This window comes from Mesorhizobium sp. BR1-1-3 (assembly GCF_020165455.1).
GTDB lineage: Bacteria > Pseudomonadota > Alphaproteobacteria > Rhizobiales > Rhizobiaceae > Mesorhizobium > Mesorhizobium ciceri.
The window spans coordinates 399,365-412,479 of sequence record NZ_JAIUIC010000001.1; the positions used below are offsets into that span (position 1 = coordinate 399,365).

16 protein-coding genes are annotated in these 13,115 nt (G+C 63.1%); 6 read left to right on the forward strand and 10 right to left on the reverse strand.

Features of this window, described 5'->3' with window-relative positions; all coding sequences use genetic code 11:
* Positions 1-33: 33 nt before the first annotated feature.
* Positions 34-489, reverse strand: coding sequence for a hypothetical protein (locus tag LB559_RS01990; protein WP_013532105.1), 456 nt, complete (start codon positions 487-489; stop codon positions 34-36).
* 309 nt (positions 490-798) lie between these two features.
* Between LB559_RS01990 and LB559_RS01995 the strand changes: the two genes are divergently transcribed.
* The gene (locus tag LB559_RS01995) at positions 799-963 is read left to right on the forward strand and encodes a hypothetical protein (protein WP_023810361.1); all 165 of its coding nucleotides are present in this window, start codon (positions 799-801) and stop codon (positions 961-963) included.
* Positions 964-1,024: 61 nt separating this feature from the next.
* Here the strand turns inward: LB559_RS01995 and LB559_RS02000 are convergent, their stop codons facing one another.
* A complete protein-coding gene (locus LB559_RS02000; RefSeq protein WP_063167831.1) occupies positions 1,025-1,531 on the reverse strand; it encodes a DUF1993 family protein in 507 nt (168 codons plus the stop codon).
* A gap of 138 nt (positions 1,532-1,669) precedes the next feature.
* Between LB559_RS02000 and LB559_RS02005 the strand changes: the two genes are divergently transcribed.
* On the forward strand, positions 1,670-2,722 hold the full coding sequence (locus tag LB559_RS02005) for a DUF1176 domain-containing protein (protein WP_064995386.1): 1,053 nt from the start codon (positions 1,670-1,672) through the stop codon (positions 2,720-2,722).
* Positions 2,723-2,749: 27 nt separating this feature from the next.
* Here the strand turns inward: LB559_RS02005 and LB559_RS02010 are convergent, their stop codons facing one another.
* The 7 genes from LB559_RS02010 to LB559_RS02040 all read right to left on the reverse strand — a co-directional run bounded on the left by LB559_RS02010 (position 2,750) and on the right by LB559_RS02040 (position 9,150).
* A complete protein-coding gene (locus tag LB559_RS02010; RefSeq protein WP_013532109.1) occupies positions 2,750-3,640 on the reverse strand; it encodes an alpha/beta hydrolase family protein in 891 nt (296 codons plus the stop codon).
* Positions 3,641-3,672: 32 nt separating this feature from the next.
* On the reverse strand, positions 3,673-5,283 hold the full coding sequence (locus LB559_RS02015; protein ID WP_224672933.1) for an NTP transferase domain-containing protein: 1,611 nt from the start codon (positions 5,281-5,283) through the stop codon (positions 3,673-3,675).
* Entirely contained in the window at positions 5,280-5,984 is a 705-nt protein-coding gene (locus LB559_RS02020; RefSeq protein ID WP_013532111.1) for an XdhC family protein, read from the reverse strand. The genes LB559_RS02015 and LB559_RS02020 overlap by 4 nt, the downstream gene beginning before the upstream one ends.
* Positions 5,985-6,049: 65 nt before the next feature.
* On the reverse strand, positions 6,050-6,388 hold the full coding sequence (locus tag LB559_RS02025) for an XdhC family protein (RefSeq protein ID WP_063167827.1): 339 nt from the start codon (positions 6,386-6,388) through the stop codon (positions 6,050-6,052).
* Between the two features lie 60 nt (positions 6,389-6,448).
* Positions 6,449-7,693, reverse strand: a complete 1,245-nt coding sequence (locus LB559_RS02030) for a vWA domain-containing protein (protein WP_224619601.1) — start codon at positions 7,691-7,693, stop codon at positions 6,449-6,451.
* A gap of 3 nt (positions 7,694-7,696) precedes the next feature.
* The gene (locus tag LB559_RS02035; RefSeq protein WP_013532114.1) at positions 7,697-8,626 is read right to left on the reverse strand and encodes an AAA family ATPase; all 930 of its coding nucleotides are present in this window, start codon (positions 8,624-8,626) and stop codon (positions 7,697-7,699) included.
* Positions 8,623-9,150, reverse strand: coding sequence for a flavin reductase (locus LB559_RS02040; protein WP_013532115.1), 528 nt, complete (start codon positions 9,148-9,150; stop codon positions 8,623-8,625). The genes LB559_RS02035 and LB559_RS02040 overlap by 4 nt, the downstream gene beginning before the upstream one ends.
* Positions 9,151-9,329: 179 nt before the next feature.
* Here LB559_RS02040 and LB559_RS02045 point away from each other — a divergent pair, with 179 nt between their 5' ends.
* A complete protein-coding gene (locus LB559_RS02045; RefSeq protein WP_013532116.1) occupies positions 9,330-10,403 on the forward strand; it encodes a branched-chain amino acid ABC transporter substrate-binding protein in 1,074 nt (357 codons plus the stop codon).
* Entirely contained in the window at positions 10,403-11,428 is a 1,026-nt protein-coding gene (locus LB559_RS02050) for a P1 family peptidase (RefSeq protein ID WP_224672934.1), read from the forward strand. The genes LB559_RS02045 and LB559_RS02050 overlap by 1 nt, the downstream gene beginning before the upstream one ends.
* A 9-nt stretch (positions 11,429-11,437) precedes the next feature.
* Here LB559_RS02050 and LB559_RS02055 read toward each other — a convergent pair whose 3' ends face one another.
* On the reverse strand, positions 11,438-11,692 hold the full coding sequence (locus LB559_RS02055) for a DUF2171 domain-containing protein (RefSeq protein ID WP_013532118.1): 255 nt from the start codon (positions 11,690-11,692) through the stop codon (positions 11,438-11,440).
* 128 nt (positions 11,693-11,820) lie between these two features.
* On the opposite strand from LB559_RS02055, the gene LB559_RS02060 reads away from it, so the two are divergent.
* Both LB559_RS02060 and LB559_RS02065 read left to right on the forward strand, forming a co-directional pair.
* Positions 11,821-12,546 carry a DUF2259 domain-containing protein gene (locus LB559_RS02060; RefSeq protein ID WP_224672935.1) on the forward strand — a complete coding sequence of 242 codons (726 nt, stop codon included), beginning with the start codon at positions 11,821-11,823 and terminating at the stop codon, positions 12,544-12,546.
* Positions 12,547-12,653: 107 nt separating this feature from the next.
* A complete protein-coding gene (locus LB559_RS02065) occupies positions 12,654-13,067 on the forward strand; it encodes a hypothetical protein (RefSeq protein ID WP_084016242.1) in 414 nt (137 codons plus the stop codon).
* Positions 13,068-13,115 lie beyond the last annotated feature (48 nt).

Consider the following 13,115-nt stretch of genomic DNA (forward strand, 5'->3'; position numbering starts at 1 on the left):
TCGCCAGGCCGACTTTTGCGTGAACCAGCCGGGTTAGCGGCGAGCACCGGCCAGTGCACGACGCTTGGCCTCGTCGATCAGCATGTTGGCCACTTGCATGCGGATCATGGCGCGCTGGCGCAAATGTGGGGCGACGCGGTCGGGATGGTTGGCAAAGGCAAAGCTGCGGCGCATACGGCCGAAATCGGCGACCTGCTTGGGCTGATTGAGGCCGAGTTCGACGGCGATGGCTTCGGGATCGATCGGCGGCAGTTTTTCCTCGGGCTTTGGCTCTTCGCCGGCGAGAACCAGCTTGGCATGATCGAGCAAAGCGGCGAATTCGGTCGCCAGATCCGCTCCCGCCTCGCGATATTCGGCAGCGGAAACCTTGATGCGGCCGGAATGGAGTTCATCGGCCACCGAAAGATAGTCGAACGGGATGGATGGACGAGCGCCGGCCGCTTCGCCCTCGCCATTCTTGTCGGGGGCGATGAAGAGGTCGTCGAGCAACGAAGCGAAATCCCGCTTGGCGCCAGTAGCGATGTCAGCCTCCCCCTCGCCCGACCATTCGGGTATCGAAGCATAGAACCGGCTCGTTAAAAATGCATGGCACCGATCTCAATGAATTTAGCCGTCGCCTCGTGGCAGCCATGCAGCCAGCATTCGAGGCTACGATGCGCGTCAGCAAAAGTTTCACCCGGTTGCGGAAAATGGCGAAAAAAATCGCCAAGACATGGCAGGTATGCAAATGCTGCACTGCACAATTGTCACGATTCACCTATATTGGCAGCCGTGGAGGACCAATTTGGGGCTTGAATCATGGGTTTCTTCACTGAAATGTTCGCCCGGCCTCGGCCACAGGAACATCTGAGATACCGCTCGGCGCTCGCGCTGCTTCATTCGATGAGCAATGCCGACCGCGCCGACATAGGGATCAAGCCGGCCGACTTCCCCCGCATCGCCCGCGAAATGTCCATTCGCTAGCTGCATCCGGTGTTCAGGATGTCCCGGATCGGTCCGGGACACCTCCAAAAAATTCAATTCCTTAGCGCGATCCCAGGAACGTCGCCTTGCCCAACGGTACGCCATTGTGGCGAAGGATGTCGTAAGCCGTGGTGAGATGGAAATAGAAGTTGGGCATGGCCACATGCAGCAGATACTGCAGGCCGGGCATCGAGCTTTCGCGTCCACCAAGCTTCAGCTCGATGATCTTGTCATCGGAGCCGTCGAATTCGGCAGCCGAAAATGTCGCGAGAAGGTCGAGCGTCTTCGTGATGCGAGCCTGGACATCGGCAAAACTCGCCTCATTGTCCTCGTATTTCGGCACTTCGCGGCCGGCGAGCCGTGACGGCGCGCCCTTGGCATGATCGGTGGCGATCTGCACCTGCCTGGTCAAGGCGAACATGTCCGGCGCCAGCCGCGCCGTCAGAAAAACCTGCGGGTCTATCTTGCGGTCCAGCGCATTCTGTTCGGCGGTCGCAAGCACATTGGAAAGCGCTTTCAGCCTGGCCGAAAACACCGGCACGGATGCCTCATACATCGATATCGTCACGTCAAATCTCCTGCCCGGCCCAGCGCCGGCGGACGCGACGTAGCGCCTTCGTGCAGGATTTTTCAAGGCCGCCGACGCCGCGTCACCACGTTGCCGCAATCGCCGTCGTAGAATCCTCTTATCGAGCGGAGGTTCCCGATGAGATGCGCCCTTTTCGCAGCGACTGCCTTTCTCTCCCTTGCCCCGATCGGTCAAACGACCTTGGCAGCCGAAGATGCCCGCGAAACGCCCTATGTCGACGACCGGTCGAGCGCCGATGCTGTTGTGCGTTCGCTCTACAGCGCCATCAGCCGGCACGAATTCGCTCGCGCCTGGGGGTATTTCGGCGATACAAAACCGGCAAAGGATTTCGACAGTTTCGTCAAGGGCTATGACGGCACCGACAAGGTCGAGGTCTTGACCGGGGCGGTTTCCGACGAAGGGGCGGCCGGCAGCATTTTCTACAACGTGCCCATCGCCATCCGCGCCACCGACAAGAGCGGCGGCGAAAAGGTTTTTGCGGGCTGCTACACGCTGCGCCAGGTGAATGCCCAGATCCAGGCGGAGCCACCCTTCGATCCGATCCACATCGAGAAGGGGGCACTGAAACCCTCCACCGCCGATTTCGAGGAGGCGCTGCCGCCAAGCTGCGGCGATGGGCCGCCGCCACCGAAGAAGGACACTGCGCTGGAGCAGGCAAAGAAGGCGTTTCTGGCAACCTATGGCGGCCAGTGCGACAAACAGTTCCTGGCCGACGAGCCGACGGTCTTTTCAATCAAATACAAGGACAAGGATGCGCAGCCCGGCGACCCCGACAAGGAGACGCGGCTGTTCCATTTTTCCTGCTCGGCCGCCGCCTACAATGAAAGCTCGGTCTATTATATGACCGACGAGACATCGGCCGTGCAGCAATTGCAATTCGCCGAACCCAAGATGGACATCCGCTACGAGAACAATGACAGCAACGGCAAATTGCTGGGCATGAGCATCGTCGGTTTCCAGACGTCCGGCTGGGCGGTCAATTCCGACTATGACGAGGCCACCCAGACGATCACCACGTTCAACAAGTGGCGCGGGGTCGGCGATGCTTCCGACGCCGGCACGTATCTGTTCCGCAACGGCAATTTCTCGCTGGTCCAGTACGACGTCGATGCATCATATGACGGCGAGCAAAATCCCGAGACTGTCGTCGACTACAACACTGCGCCTTGAGCGTCACACGGGCTTGCAGGCAGCCTGTCAGGGCGACTTCGACAGCATCCAGTTGAGCGTGCCGCGCCAGTCGGTCATGCGGATCGGGGTGCCATGGGTGCCGGTCTCGAAACGAACGAAACGGGTCGGGTAAGTCTTCGATTTGGCCAGGATCGAGCGAAAGAATGCCTCCTGATTTGCCACTGGGAAGACCACGTCGTGACTGCCCTGGCCGAAAAAGACCGGCACACGGCGCTTGAATGCTGGGCTGGTGAAAAAGCTCTCATCCCATAGCGAGCCGAGCAGCAGCAGGCCGTTGATGCGGCCGCCCATGTCCTTGCGCGCGGCAAGCTTCCAGCACAGCGCACCACCCATCGATCCGCAGGCAACGAAGATCTTCGCGCCTGGCGACCGGTCGGCATAGTGACCGATCAGCGCTGCCACCTGCGCTGCTCCCTTGTCGCCGAAATCGGTAAAATCCGGGCTAAGGTAGAGGCCGCCATTGCTGGCCATCAGGTTCTTGAGCCGGTTGAAATTGCCGCCGAAGGTGAAGTCGTCGACGCCTTGCTTGCGGCTGCCGCCCTGCCCGTGCAGGTAAAGCACGATGATGCCGGCGCCCTCGGTCTTGCCGACGGCGACATGCCTGATATCGCCGGCGTCGGTTTTCAGCAACAGATCCTGCTGCACCTTGCGCACGCTGGCGTCGGTATATTGGGCGTTCACCCGCCGCTCGGGCACCTGGTCACGCTGGTTGATGTCGCGCATCTCGCGGTAGTCGATGACCGTGTAGGCGCCGTTGCTGTCGGACGACAGCGTGGGCGGATAGGCGAAGAGATCGTCCTTGAAGGGTTTTAGGGACAGCGTCTGACTTTGCGCAGCCGACGACAGCAACGCGGTCGTGACTGCAAAGGCACAGAAAATTTGGCGGCGAAAAGACATACCCAACGCATGCGTAATTCGGCTTGGGTTTGTCAATCCTGCAGCACGCCGCCGGCGCCTTCCAGCGCCTCGCGCGTGTCGACATCGACAGACGCCGCCGCGCCGATCTCGACATCGATGACATCGAGCCCTTCGGTCTCGACCAGATGGCGTGCGCCGGTGTCGCCCTCCAGATGGGCGATCGCCGGAAACAGCGAACGCGGCAACAGCACCGGATTGCCGCGCTTGCCGTCATGCGAAGCGCGGACCACCGCATTGCCGCCGCCCTTGCGGAACGCATCGATCAAGCTGTCGAGATCGTCGGACGTGATATCGGGCATGTCGCCGAGCGCGATCATCACACCGGCGGAGTCCTCCGGCAGATAGGCAATGCCGGCCTTCAGCGACGTGGACAAGCCGTCGGTAAAATCAGGATTGTCGGCGAAGGTCACGTCGAGGCCCGCCAGCGCAGCGCGCACCCGCTCGCGCTGGTGGCCGGTGACAACGACAGTTCTGGACGCCTTCGAGCCAAGCGCCCGCTCGGCGGTGCGGCGCACCAGCGGCTTGCCGTCGAACAGCGCCAACAGCTTGTTCGGCCCACCCATGCGGCTCGACCGGCCGGCCGCCAGCAGCACGATGCCGACCTTGAGCTGAGATTTGGCCGGCAGCGGTTCGCGCGGCTGCGGCCGTGTGGGGATTTCCATCAGCAGCCCGCCGACCCCCATGCCGGCAATATCCCTGGCGGTCACGTCGAGACCGGCGATCAATCGGTCCAGCACCCAATCGAACCCGTTCTCCTTGGGACTGCGGGCGCAGCCGGGCGCGCCGATGACGTGCTTGCCGCCGAGCGTACCGAGCACCAGCAGATTGCCGGGATCGACCGGCATACCGGCCCGGACGACGGTACCGCCCGCTTTCTCGATCGCCGCGGGAATGACATCGGCGAAATCGCTCATCGCCGAGGCGCCGAAGATCACCACCATGTCATTGTCGCGCACCAGGGAAGCCGTGGCCTCCGCCACCGGCGCGATCTCATGCGCCGTGCGGCGCTCGGCCGTCAGCCTGCCGCCGGTGCGCGCCAGCCGTGCTTCGGTGACCCGCAGCGTCTTGTCGAGCACGGAAGGCTTGATGCCCGGCAGAACCGTCTGGATGACGCCGACACGCACGGGCCGGTAGGCATTGACGGCAAATATCTCGCCTGCGGCGCAGATTTCTGTCGCAGCGTCGACCAGCGCTGAACCGACCGCGAAGGGAATGATCTTCACCGTCGCGACCATCTGGCCTTTTTCGACCGGCGCATGCTGCGCCAGCGTGGCGATGGTGATGGCGGGATCGATGGCATTGATGGCGTCGATGGCAACGGCATCGACCGTGAAGATGCCCGGCGCCTTGGCGTGGAGGTTGACCCGCCCGGTCGCGGCAGGCTTGGCTTCGATGCCGCGAAAGGCCATGCTCCCGGCAATCGTTTGCGCGGCCGCATCCTCGCCGAGGTCGTCCTCAGCCAGAACAGCCGCAACGACCTCGGAAACACCGGCAGTCCGTAGCAGCGCCACATCTTCGGCGCTCAGCCTATGCGCCTTGCGGAAGCGGCGTTCACCAGCGGTGGTGGAGTGTGCCAGCACCGCGCCTTCCGCCGTCTCGATCGGGATCGGTCCGAATTTCACGCCGCCGCACCTTTTGCGTCCAGCCCGCGCGAGCGGAAGGCATGGATCGCCTGGGCCAACACCGCAACAGCAATCTCTCCCGGGCTGGCAGCACCAATATCGAGCCCGATCGGCGCATGGATACGGGCGATCTGGTCGGCGCTCGCGCCCAGCGCCAGCAAACGTTCGACACGCTTGGCATGCGTCTTCCTGCTGCCGAGTGCGCCGACATAGAAACAGTTGGCGTCTAGTGCTGCCTTCAGGGCGAAATCATCGACCTTCGGATCATGGGTGACGGCGGCAAGTGCGGTGTAGCTGTCGAGCGGCTGACGCTTCAGCACATCCTCCGGCCATTCGGCATGAAGCGCCACATCGGGAAAGCGGTCCGGCGTGGCGAAAGCGGTGCGGGGGTCGATGATCTCCACGGGATAGCCGGCGATCTTCGCCATCGGCGCCAGCGCCTGGCTGATATGGACAGCGCCAATCACGACCAGACGCGGCTGCGGCAGATGCGCGTTGAGAAAGAAAGTCCGCCCCTCGGCTTCGACCGAACCGGAATTACCGGTGCGAAACGCCCTGGCGATCGCGGTTCCGAGATCGCCGGCGACGTGATCGCCCTCGCGCACGATCCGGTCGCGGCCGTCACCGAGATCGGTGACAAGGATCGCCGCACGGCGGGCGCGTCGTTCGGCGTTCAAAGTTTTTAAGGCGTAGGGATCCATCAGGAAATCTCTTGTCCGAGCATCATCTTGTCCAAAAACCGGGTCCCACTTTTTGGGATCATGCTCTAGCCCAGTCTTTCCACGTACACCTTGATGCGGCCGCCACAGGACAAGCCCACTTGCCATGCGGTTTCGTCGGCAACACCGAACTCCAGCATCCTGGCCTTGCCGCTGTCGATGACGTCGATGGCCTCGCTGACCACAGCGCCTTCGACGCAGCCGCCCGAGACGGAGCCATGGAAATTGCCGTGTGCGTCGATGACCAGATGGCTGCCTACAGGTCGGGGCGCCGAACCCCAGGTCTCGACCACTGTCGCGATGGCCACGTCCTTGCCGTCCTTCATCCAGCCCTCCGCAATGATCAGCGGGTCGCGGGCCTCATCCAGATAAATGCTGTTTTCCATGATCGTTTCTCCAGAAGTCTGTTTTTCTCGGGATCTGTTTTCCGGATGGGAAGGATATGGTTATGCGGCGCGCCTCGCGCCAGCTTCCAGCCATCGGCGCGGATCGACGGATTGTGCCGACTTCTTGTCCAATGACGCGCAGAGATCGGCGAGCGCATCGAGATTGTGCACCGAGCGGAACTCGTCGACATGCGGCAGCATCGCCTTGACGCCACGGGCGCGCGCCTGGAAGCCGTCGAAGCGCAGCAACGGGTTCAGCCAGATCAGCCGCCGGCAGGATTTGTGCAGGCGCTCCATCTCCTCCGACAGGCCGGCGACATCGTCGCGCTCCAGCCCATCTGTGATCAGAAGCACGACCGCCCCCTGCCCCAGCACGCGACGCGACCATATCAGGTTGAACTCGGCCAGCGTGTCGCCGATGCGGGTGCCACCCGACCAGTCCATGACCGCCGCCGAACAGTCGGCAAGGGCTGCATCCGGGTCGCGATGGCGCATCTGCCGCGTCAGATTGGTCAGCCGGGTACCGAAGACGAAGGTGTGCACGCGACGCCTTTTTTCCGTCAGCGCATGCAGGAAATGCAGGAAAATCCGCGTGTACTGGCTCATCGAGCCGGAAATGTCGGCCAACACGACCAGCGGCGGATGAACCTCGCGGGCTGAGCGGAATTTCGGCAGGATCAGTTCGCCGCCGGTGCGCGCGGCCGAACGCATCATGGCGCGCGGATCGATGCGGCGGCCATGCGCATCGGCCTTGAAGCGCCGCGTCCGCACCATATCGAAAGGCAACCGCAACTGCGCGATCGCCTTCTTGGCGTCGGCCATCTCGGCGGCGTTCATCTGGGCAAAATCCTTGGCCCGCAGCACCTCGTTGCCGGAAAAGGTGAAGCGGGCGTCGACCTCGATCTCGGGAATTTCCTGTAGCGGCTGATTCTTCTGGTGTCCCTCGAACATCGCCTGGCTGACCCGGTTTTCAGCGGCGCGTGGCTTCTGCTTTTCCCTGGTGTCGGGCGCCACCGGCGAAAACATCGCCAGCATCTTTTCGATCAGTTCGCGCGACTTCCAGAACAGCCGGAAGGCCTCGTCGAAAATGGCGTGATCCTCATGCCGCGACACCAGCACCGCGTGCAGCGTCCAGTAGAAATCGTCGCGCGAACCGATGCCCGCGGCGAGCACCGCCTCGATGGCGTCCTTGACCGAGGCCGGCCCGACCCGCATGCCCGCCTTGCGCAAGGTGCGGGCAAAATAGACGATGTTGTCGGCGATCCGCCCGTGCGGCATGGCCTCTTTTGGCTCGGGGCGCGGCATCGCCTACTCCGCCGCCGAAAGCTCGGCCTTCACCTCGTTGAGGATGCGCCGGCCTTCGCCCTGCTCGATGCGGGCAATGTCGTCCTGGTATTTCAACAGCACGCCGATCGTATCGGAGACGGTTTCCGGATCGAGCGCCACCTTGTCGAGCTCGGTCAGCGCGCCGGCCCAGTCGATGGTTTCGGCGACACCCGGCACCTTGAACAGCTCGATCTGGCGCAGCTTCTGGATGAAGGAGACCACTTCGGCCGAAAGGCGCTGGTTGGCCTGCGGCACCTTGCGGCGCACGATCTCCAACTCGCGCTCGGCATTGGGATAGTCGACCCAGTGATAGAGGCAGCGCCGCTTCAGCGCGTCGTGGATCTCACGGGTGCGGTTGGTGGTGATGATGACGATCGGCGGCTCTTCCGCCTTGATGGTGCCGAGCTCGGGCACCGTCACCTGGAAGTCGGACAGGATTTCGAGCAGGAAGGCCTCGAACGCCTCGTCGGTGCGGTCGAGCTCATCGATCAGGAAAACCGGGGCAGCCCCCGCCTTGCCGGTCAGCGCATCGAGCACCGGGCGGCGGATCAGGTATTTTTCGGAGAAGACGTTGCGCTCCATGGCGGAGCGCTCGACCTTGCCGGCCGCCTCCTCCATGCGGATCTCGATCATCTGCGCGGCGTAGTTCCACTCGTAGACGGCGGACGAGACGTCAAGGCCTTCATAGCATTGCAGGCGGATCAGCCGGCGGCCGAGCGCCTGTGCCAACACCTTGGCGATCTCGGTCTTGCCGACGCCGGCCTCGCCCTCAAGGAAAAGCGGCCGCTTCATACGCAACGACAGGAACAGTACGGTCGCCAGCGACCGGTCCGCCACATAGTCCGCACCGGTCAGGAGATCGAGCGTCTCGTCGATCGTCCGTGGCGCGGCGCGCGGTTTCAGCTCGGTCATTCTTTCTCCGTGAACGCCGCCGCTCCGCTTTCCAGTACGTGGTAGCCGCGGGCGTGATAGATCAGCGGCCGCAAATTATCGCCCATCCGCAGGCCTGTCACCTTGCCAAAAAGCACACGATGGGTGGCCAGGTCCTTGGTATCGATCAATTCGCAGTCGAACACGGCGAGCGCACCCTTCAGCGTCGGCGCGCCGGTGGAGATCACGTCCCATTCGCCGAGCGCGAAGCGCTCCTCGACCGGCAAGCCGGTGATTCCGGAAAAGCCGACTGACAGCGGCTCCTGGTGGGAAGCCAGGGTGTTCAAGGCAAACCTGCCGTTTTTCACGAACGGTTCGTTCTTGGGATTTTCGCGATTGAGACAGACCAGAATGGTCGGCGGGGTGTCCGAAACCGAGCAGGCCGCGATCACCGTCGCGCCGCGCTTGCCGGCCGGCCCGTCGGTGGTGACCACATGGACGTGGCCGGCAAAGTGGCTCATCGCGTCGCGATAGGCCTGCGGCCCAATGTCGTTCTTCTTCAGCACCGTATTTTTTCCATTGTCAGGATCCTATCGACATATATGGCCAGACATAGCCCGCCACAAGCGAAGTGCCTGAGCCATATCCCGAAATTCGCGTGTTGCACCAAGGCCGGGCAGCCTTTAGGTCTTGGCGGCAACAGTGCCGGGAGCATAGGACCGGCCCGGAGGATCCCATCGCTCGAATGCGACCCAGGACAAGAACAATAGCGGCGCTGTTCTGGCTGTTCCTGGCCAGTGGTGCGGATGCCCGGACGCTGCTGGTCGGCGTCTCGGCGCCCCTGTCGGGACCATCGGCCATTCTCGGCAAGCAGATCGAGGCCGGTACCGGTATGGCCGCCGAAGCGGACGGCATCGAACTCAAGACCGTGGATGACGCCTGCACCGCCGATGGCGGCGCTGCCGCGGCCAGGGAATTCGCAGCCGTCAAGGTCAATATCGTGGTCGGCTTTCTCTGCACCGAGGCGATCGAGGCGGCGATGCCGATCCTGAAGGACGCCAACATTCCGGTCATCACCATTGGCGTGCGAACCGAAAGCCTGACCGACCGCCGCGCCAAGACCGGCTGGCCGGTCTATCGCCTCGGACCACGCGGCGACGATGAGCGCAATGCGGTCGCGTCAGCCCTCACCCGCCTGTGGCAAAACGAATTGTTCGCCATTATCGACGACGGGACCATCTACGGCCGTGAAATCGCCGAGACGTTGCGGGCAGCGGCCGAACAGGCAGCGCTGAAACCTGTGTTCGTCGACACGTTCCGGCCCCAGCTCGACAATCAGATCGGCATGATCGGTCGGCTGAAGAAGGCCGGCGCGACGCATGTCTTTGCCGGCGGCGATGGCGACGACATCGCCATCATGGGCCGCGATGCCGCACAGCTTCAGGCGGGCATCGTCTTTGCCGGCGGCGAGAATCTGCGCACGCCGCCCGGCGACGTGCCCTATTCCTTGGGCACACTGATGATCGCACCGCCGGAATGGGCCGATGTCGCCGATCCAAAAGTGCTGGCGGCCTTTGCCGCGCAGAAAGTCGTGCCCGACGGCTATACGCTGCCGGCCTTTGCGGCGGTCGAAATCGCCAAGGCAGCGTCGGGCTTGTCCGAAAGCTCGGGCAAACCACTGACCGAAGCTCTGACCGGACAGGATTTCACCACGGCGATCGGGCCGATCCGGTTTGATGCGAAAGGCGATCTCAGCCGGAGCCCCTACCGCGTCTTCCGCTTCGATGGCACGCGCTTTGCGCCCTTGGAAAGCAACTGATGTTTCGCACCGGCCCACGCAACCTGATCACCGACGTTGCCGGCCTGCGCGTCGGCAATGCGTCCGACGCCAAGCTGAAATCCGGGGTAACGACCGTGCTTTGCGATGCGTCCACAGTGGCGGGCGTTCAGATCCTGGGCGGTGCGCCGGGCACCCGCGAGACCGACCTGCTCGAACCGCACAATTCCGTCGATGTGGTGCACGCTGTGGTGCTTTCGGGCGGCTCGGCTTTCGGCCTCGACGCAGCTTCCGGCGTGCAGGCGGCGTTGCGTGAACGCGGCATCGGCCTCGAGGTCGGCGGTTTTCGCGTTCCGATCGTGCCGTCGGCGATCCTGTTCGACCTGCGCAATGGCGGCGACAAGGATTGGGGCCGTTATCCGCCCTACCGCGAGCTTGGCTATGAAGCCGCGCAAACCGCCACCGCCGATTTCCAACTCGGCACCATCGGCGCCGGCACCGGCGCGCTCACTTCGGGGCTGAAAGGAGGCCTCGGCTCCGCCTCGACGCTGCTCGACAATGGCGTCACCATCGGCGCGCTGGCCGCCGTCAATCCGACCGGTTCGGTGACCACAGGCCGAACCCGCCATTTCTGGGCGGCACCGTTCGAAATCGGCGACGAATTCGGTGGGCTTGGCTATCCCTCGCCGATGCCTGACGAGGCGAAACGGATTCTTTTGAAGTACCGCGACAAACATTTTGGCCGGCAGACGGAGACCGGCGGCAACACCACCATCGCCGTCATTGCCACCGATGCGGTGCTCACAAAGGCTGCCGCCAAGCGCCTGGCGATGTCGGCGCATGATGGATTCGTGCGCGCCATCTGGCCGACGCACACTCCGGCCGATGGCGACCTTGTGTTCGCGCTGGCGACCGGCACGAGCGGTATCGAACTCGCCGCCGATGCAGCAATCGATCTCTACGCCGCCGCCGGCGCCACCATGGCGCGCGCCATCAGCCGAGGCGTCTATGCCGCGACGCCTGCCGAAAACGATCTGTTTCCGGTCTGGTCGTCACGCATGAAGTGAAGCGATCAATCAGACCGGATCGGACTTTTCTTCCTCGAACGTCACCGCGACATCAGAATTCGCCGACAGCCAGACCTTCTTGCCGTCGACTTCGGCAATCAGGCTCAGGGGAATGTAGTGGTGATGGCCCTTGTGGGCGCCCTCGCCGCTATCGGCCTTGGTCAGCTTGATGCGCTGGCCATCGACCTTGTCGACAGTGCCGACATGCACGCCATCGGCGCCGACGACTTCCATATGCTCACGAATTTTGCTGGTGTCGGTCATGGTGGTTCTCCATTGGGACTGCCGACAATAACAAATGACGGGCCGATTGGATGCATCGGCTTTCGCACCGCACGACGTTTTGATTCCGTCGTGCTAGGGGATTGAAACGATCATGGGGGTGAAGACCGATGCGAATGCTCTTTCTGTTTGCCGTTGGCCTGCTTGCACAGCTTGCGACCTCGATCGCGGCTCATGCCGGCGATGTCGCTGAACTTGAAATCCTCGGCTTCACCAAGGACGGCAGCGTCTTCGCTTTCGAGGAATATGGCGTGCAGGATGGATCGGGCTTTCCCTATGCCAACCGCTACTACATCGACACCAGCACCGACAGCTTTCTGAAGGGCACGCCGATCCGGGTCCGGCTTGAGGACGAGAATGCCAAACTGGATGCGGTGCGCCTTCAGGCCCGGCAAAAAGGCGAATCCATTGCCAGCCAGGCCGAGTTGGACGCCAACCGCGGCATCACCGCAGGTTTCAACCCGGTGACCGAGCTTTCGGCGGATCCGCACCGGATGGCGGTCAATCCGCGCCCGATCTTCACTCCGGTCGACCCACCGCTCGAGTTCCGGCTCGACGAGTTGGGCATGAACAACGCCGATGGCTGCGAGAGCCAGGGCGAAATCAACGGCTTCCGGCTGCTGCGCATCGAGGCGCAGGATGGCGGCACGACCAAGCTGCTGCACGAGGACAAGGCGATACCGAAAAGCCGGGGTTGCCCGAACGGCTATCGCATCGGCGCCGTGCAGACCTTTTCCATGGACAGCCTCAGCGCCTATGCCGTGCTGATCGCGGTGCGCCAATACGGCTTTGAAGGCCCGGACTTTCGCTGGATCGCGGTGACCGGCCGCCTGTGACACCCCCTGCTCAACCCGCCGCGCGCGATCGTGCGCTGAACCGCCTTCGCCGCGCGATACCGACGCCGCGCACAGCGCTTATCGGCGCCTTGTTGTGGGCCGTGACAATGGGCGCCAGCGCGCTCCTCACCTTGTCTTTGGGCGACTGGGAGACGCCGGCGAAAATCCTCATAGTCACCATGCTGTTTGCGGCGGGAGCTGCGCTGGCCTTCCCCATCGGCCTGTTTGCGGCGCGGCTGGTCTCGCAGGGAAGACGCTGGGAAGTCGCTTTCGCCGCCGCCTTCGTGTGCCTAGCAGCGGCGACGATCGGCCTGACCGGCGGGCTGTTTGCCCTGCAGTACCGCTCCTACTACGCCGAGTGGCATGCGCCTGCTTTCACCCGCACCTGGGTCCTCCAGTTCGTCTTCACGACGTTGATTGCGCTCTATCAATTCGTGGTGCTGGGCATCCGGCTCTATTTTCCAGTTGGTTTCATCGCTCTGTTTACCGCGGGCGTCTGGTTTGCGCGCCAGCGGCGTTGAGCATTTTGCTCGCCTCTGTTAGGACGCGGGCAAACTTCTCGATATGTC

What these genes read in the sequence shown, in the direction of transcription:
- LB559_RS02045 (WP_013532116.1), top strand. Translation starts at nt 9,330, where the DNA reads ATGCGACCCAGGACAAGAACAATAGCGGCGCTGTTCTGGCTGTTCCTG.
- LB559_RS02020 (WP_013532111.1), bottom strand. Translation starts at nt 5,984, where the DNA reads ATGGATCCCTACGCCTTAAAAACTTTGAACGCCGAACGACGCGCCCGC.
- LB559_RS02050 (WP_224672934.1), top strand. Translation starts at nt 10,403, where the DNA reads ATGTTTCGCACCGGCCCACGCAACCTGATCACCGACGTTGCCGGCCTG.
- LB559_RS02060 (WP_224672935.1), top strand. Translation starts at nt 11,821, where the DNA reads ATGCGAATGCTCTTTCTGTTTGCCGTTGGCCTGCTTGCACAGCTTGCG.
- LB559_RS02030 (WP_224619601.1), bottom strand. Translation starts at nt 7,693, where the DNA reads ATGCCGCGCCCCGAGCCAAAAGAGGCCATGCCGCACGGGCGGATCGCC.
- LB559_RS02005 (WP_064995386.1), top strand. Translation starts at nt 1,670, where the DNA reads ATGAGATGCGCCCTTTTCGCAGCGACTGCCTTTCTCTCCCTTGCCCCG.
- LB559_RS02035 (WP_013532114.1), bottom strand. Translation starts at nt 8,626, where the DNA reads ATGACCGAGCTGAAACCGCGCGCCGCGCCACGGACGATCGACGAGACG.
- LB559_RS02025 (WP_063167827.1), bottom strand. Translation starts at nt 6,388, where the DNA reads ATGGAAAACAGCATTTATCTGGATGAGGCCCGCGACCCGCTGATCATT.
- LB559_RS02010 (WP_013532109.1), bottom strand. Translation starts at nt 3,640, where the DNA reads ATGTCTTTTCGCCGCCAAATTTTCTGTGCCTTTGCAGTCACGACCGCG.
- LB559_RS01995 (WP_023810361.1), top strand. Translation starts at nt 799, where the DNA reads ATGGGTTTCTTCACTGAAATGTTCGCCCGGCCTCGGCCACAGGAACAT.
- LB559_RS02065 (WP_084016242.1), top strand. Translation starts at nt 12,654, where the DNA reads ATGGGCGCCAGCGCGCTCCTCACCTTGTCTTTGGGCGACTGGGAGACG.
- LB559_RS02055 (WP_013532118.1), bottom strand. Translation starts at nt 11,692, where the DNA reads ATGACCGACACCAGCAAAATTCGTGAGCATATGGAAGTCGTCGGCGCC.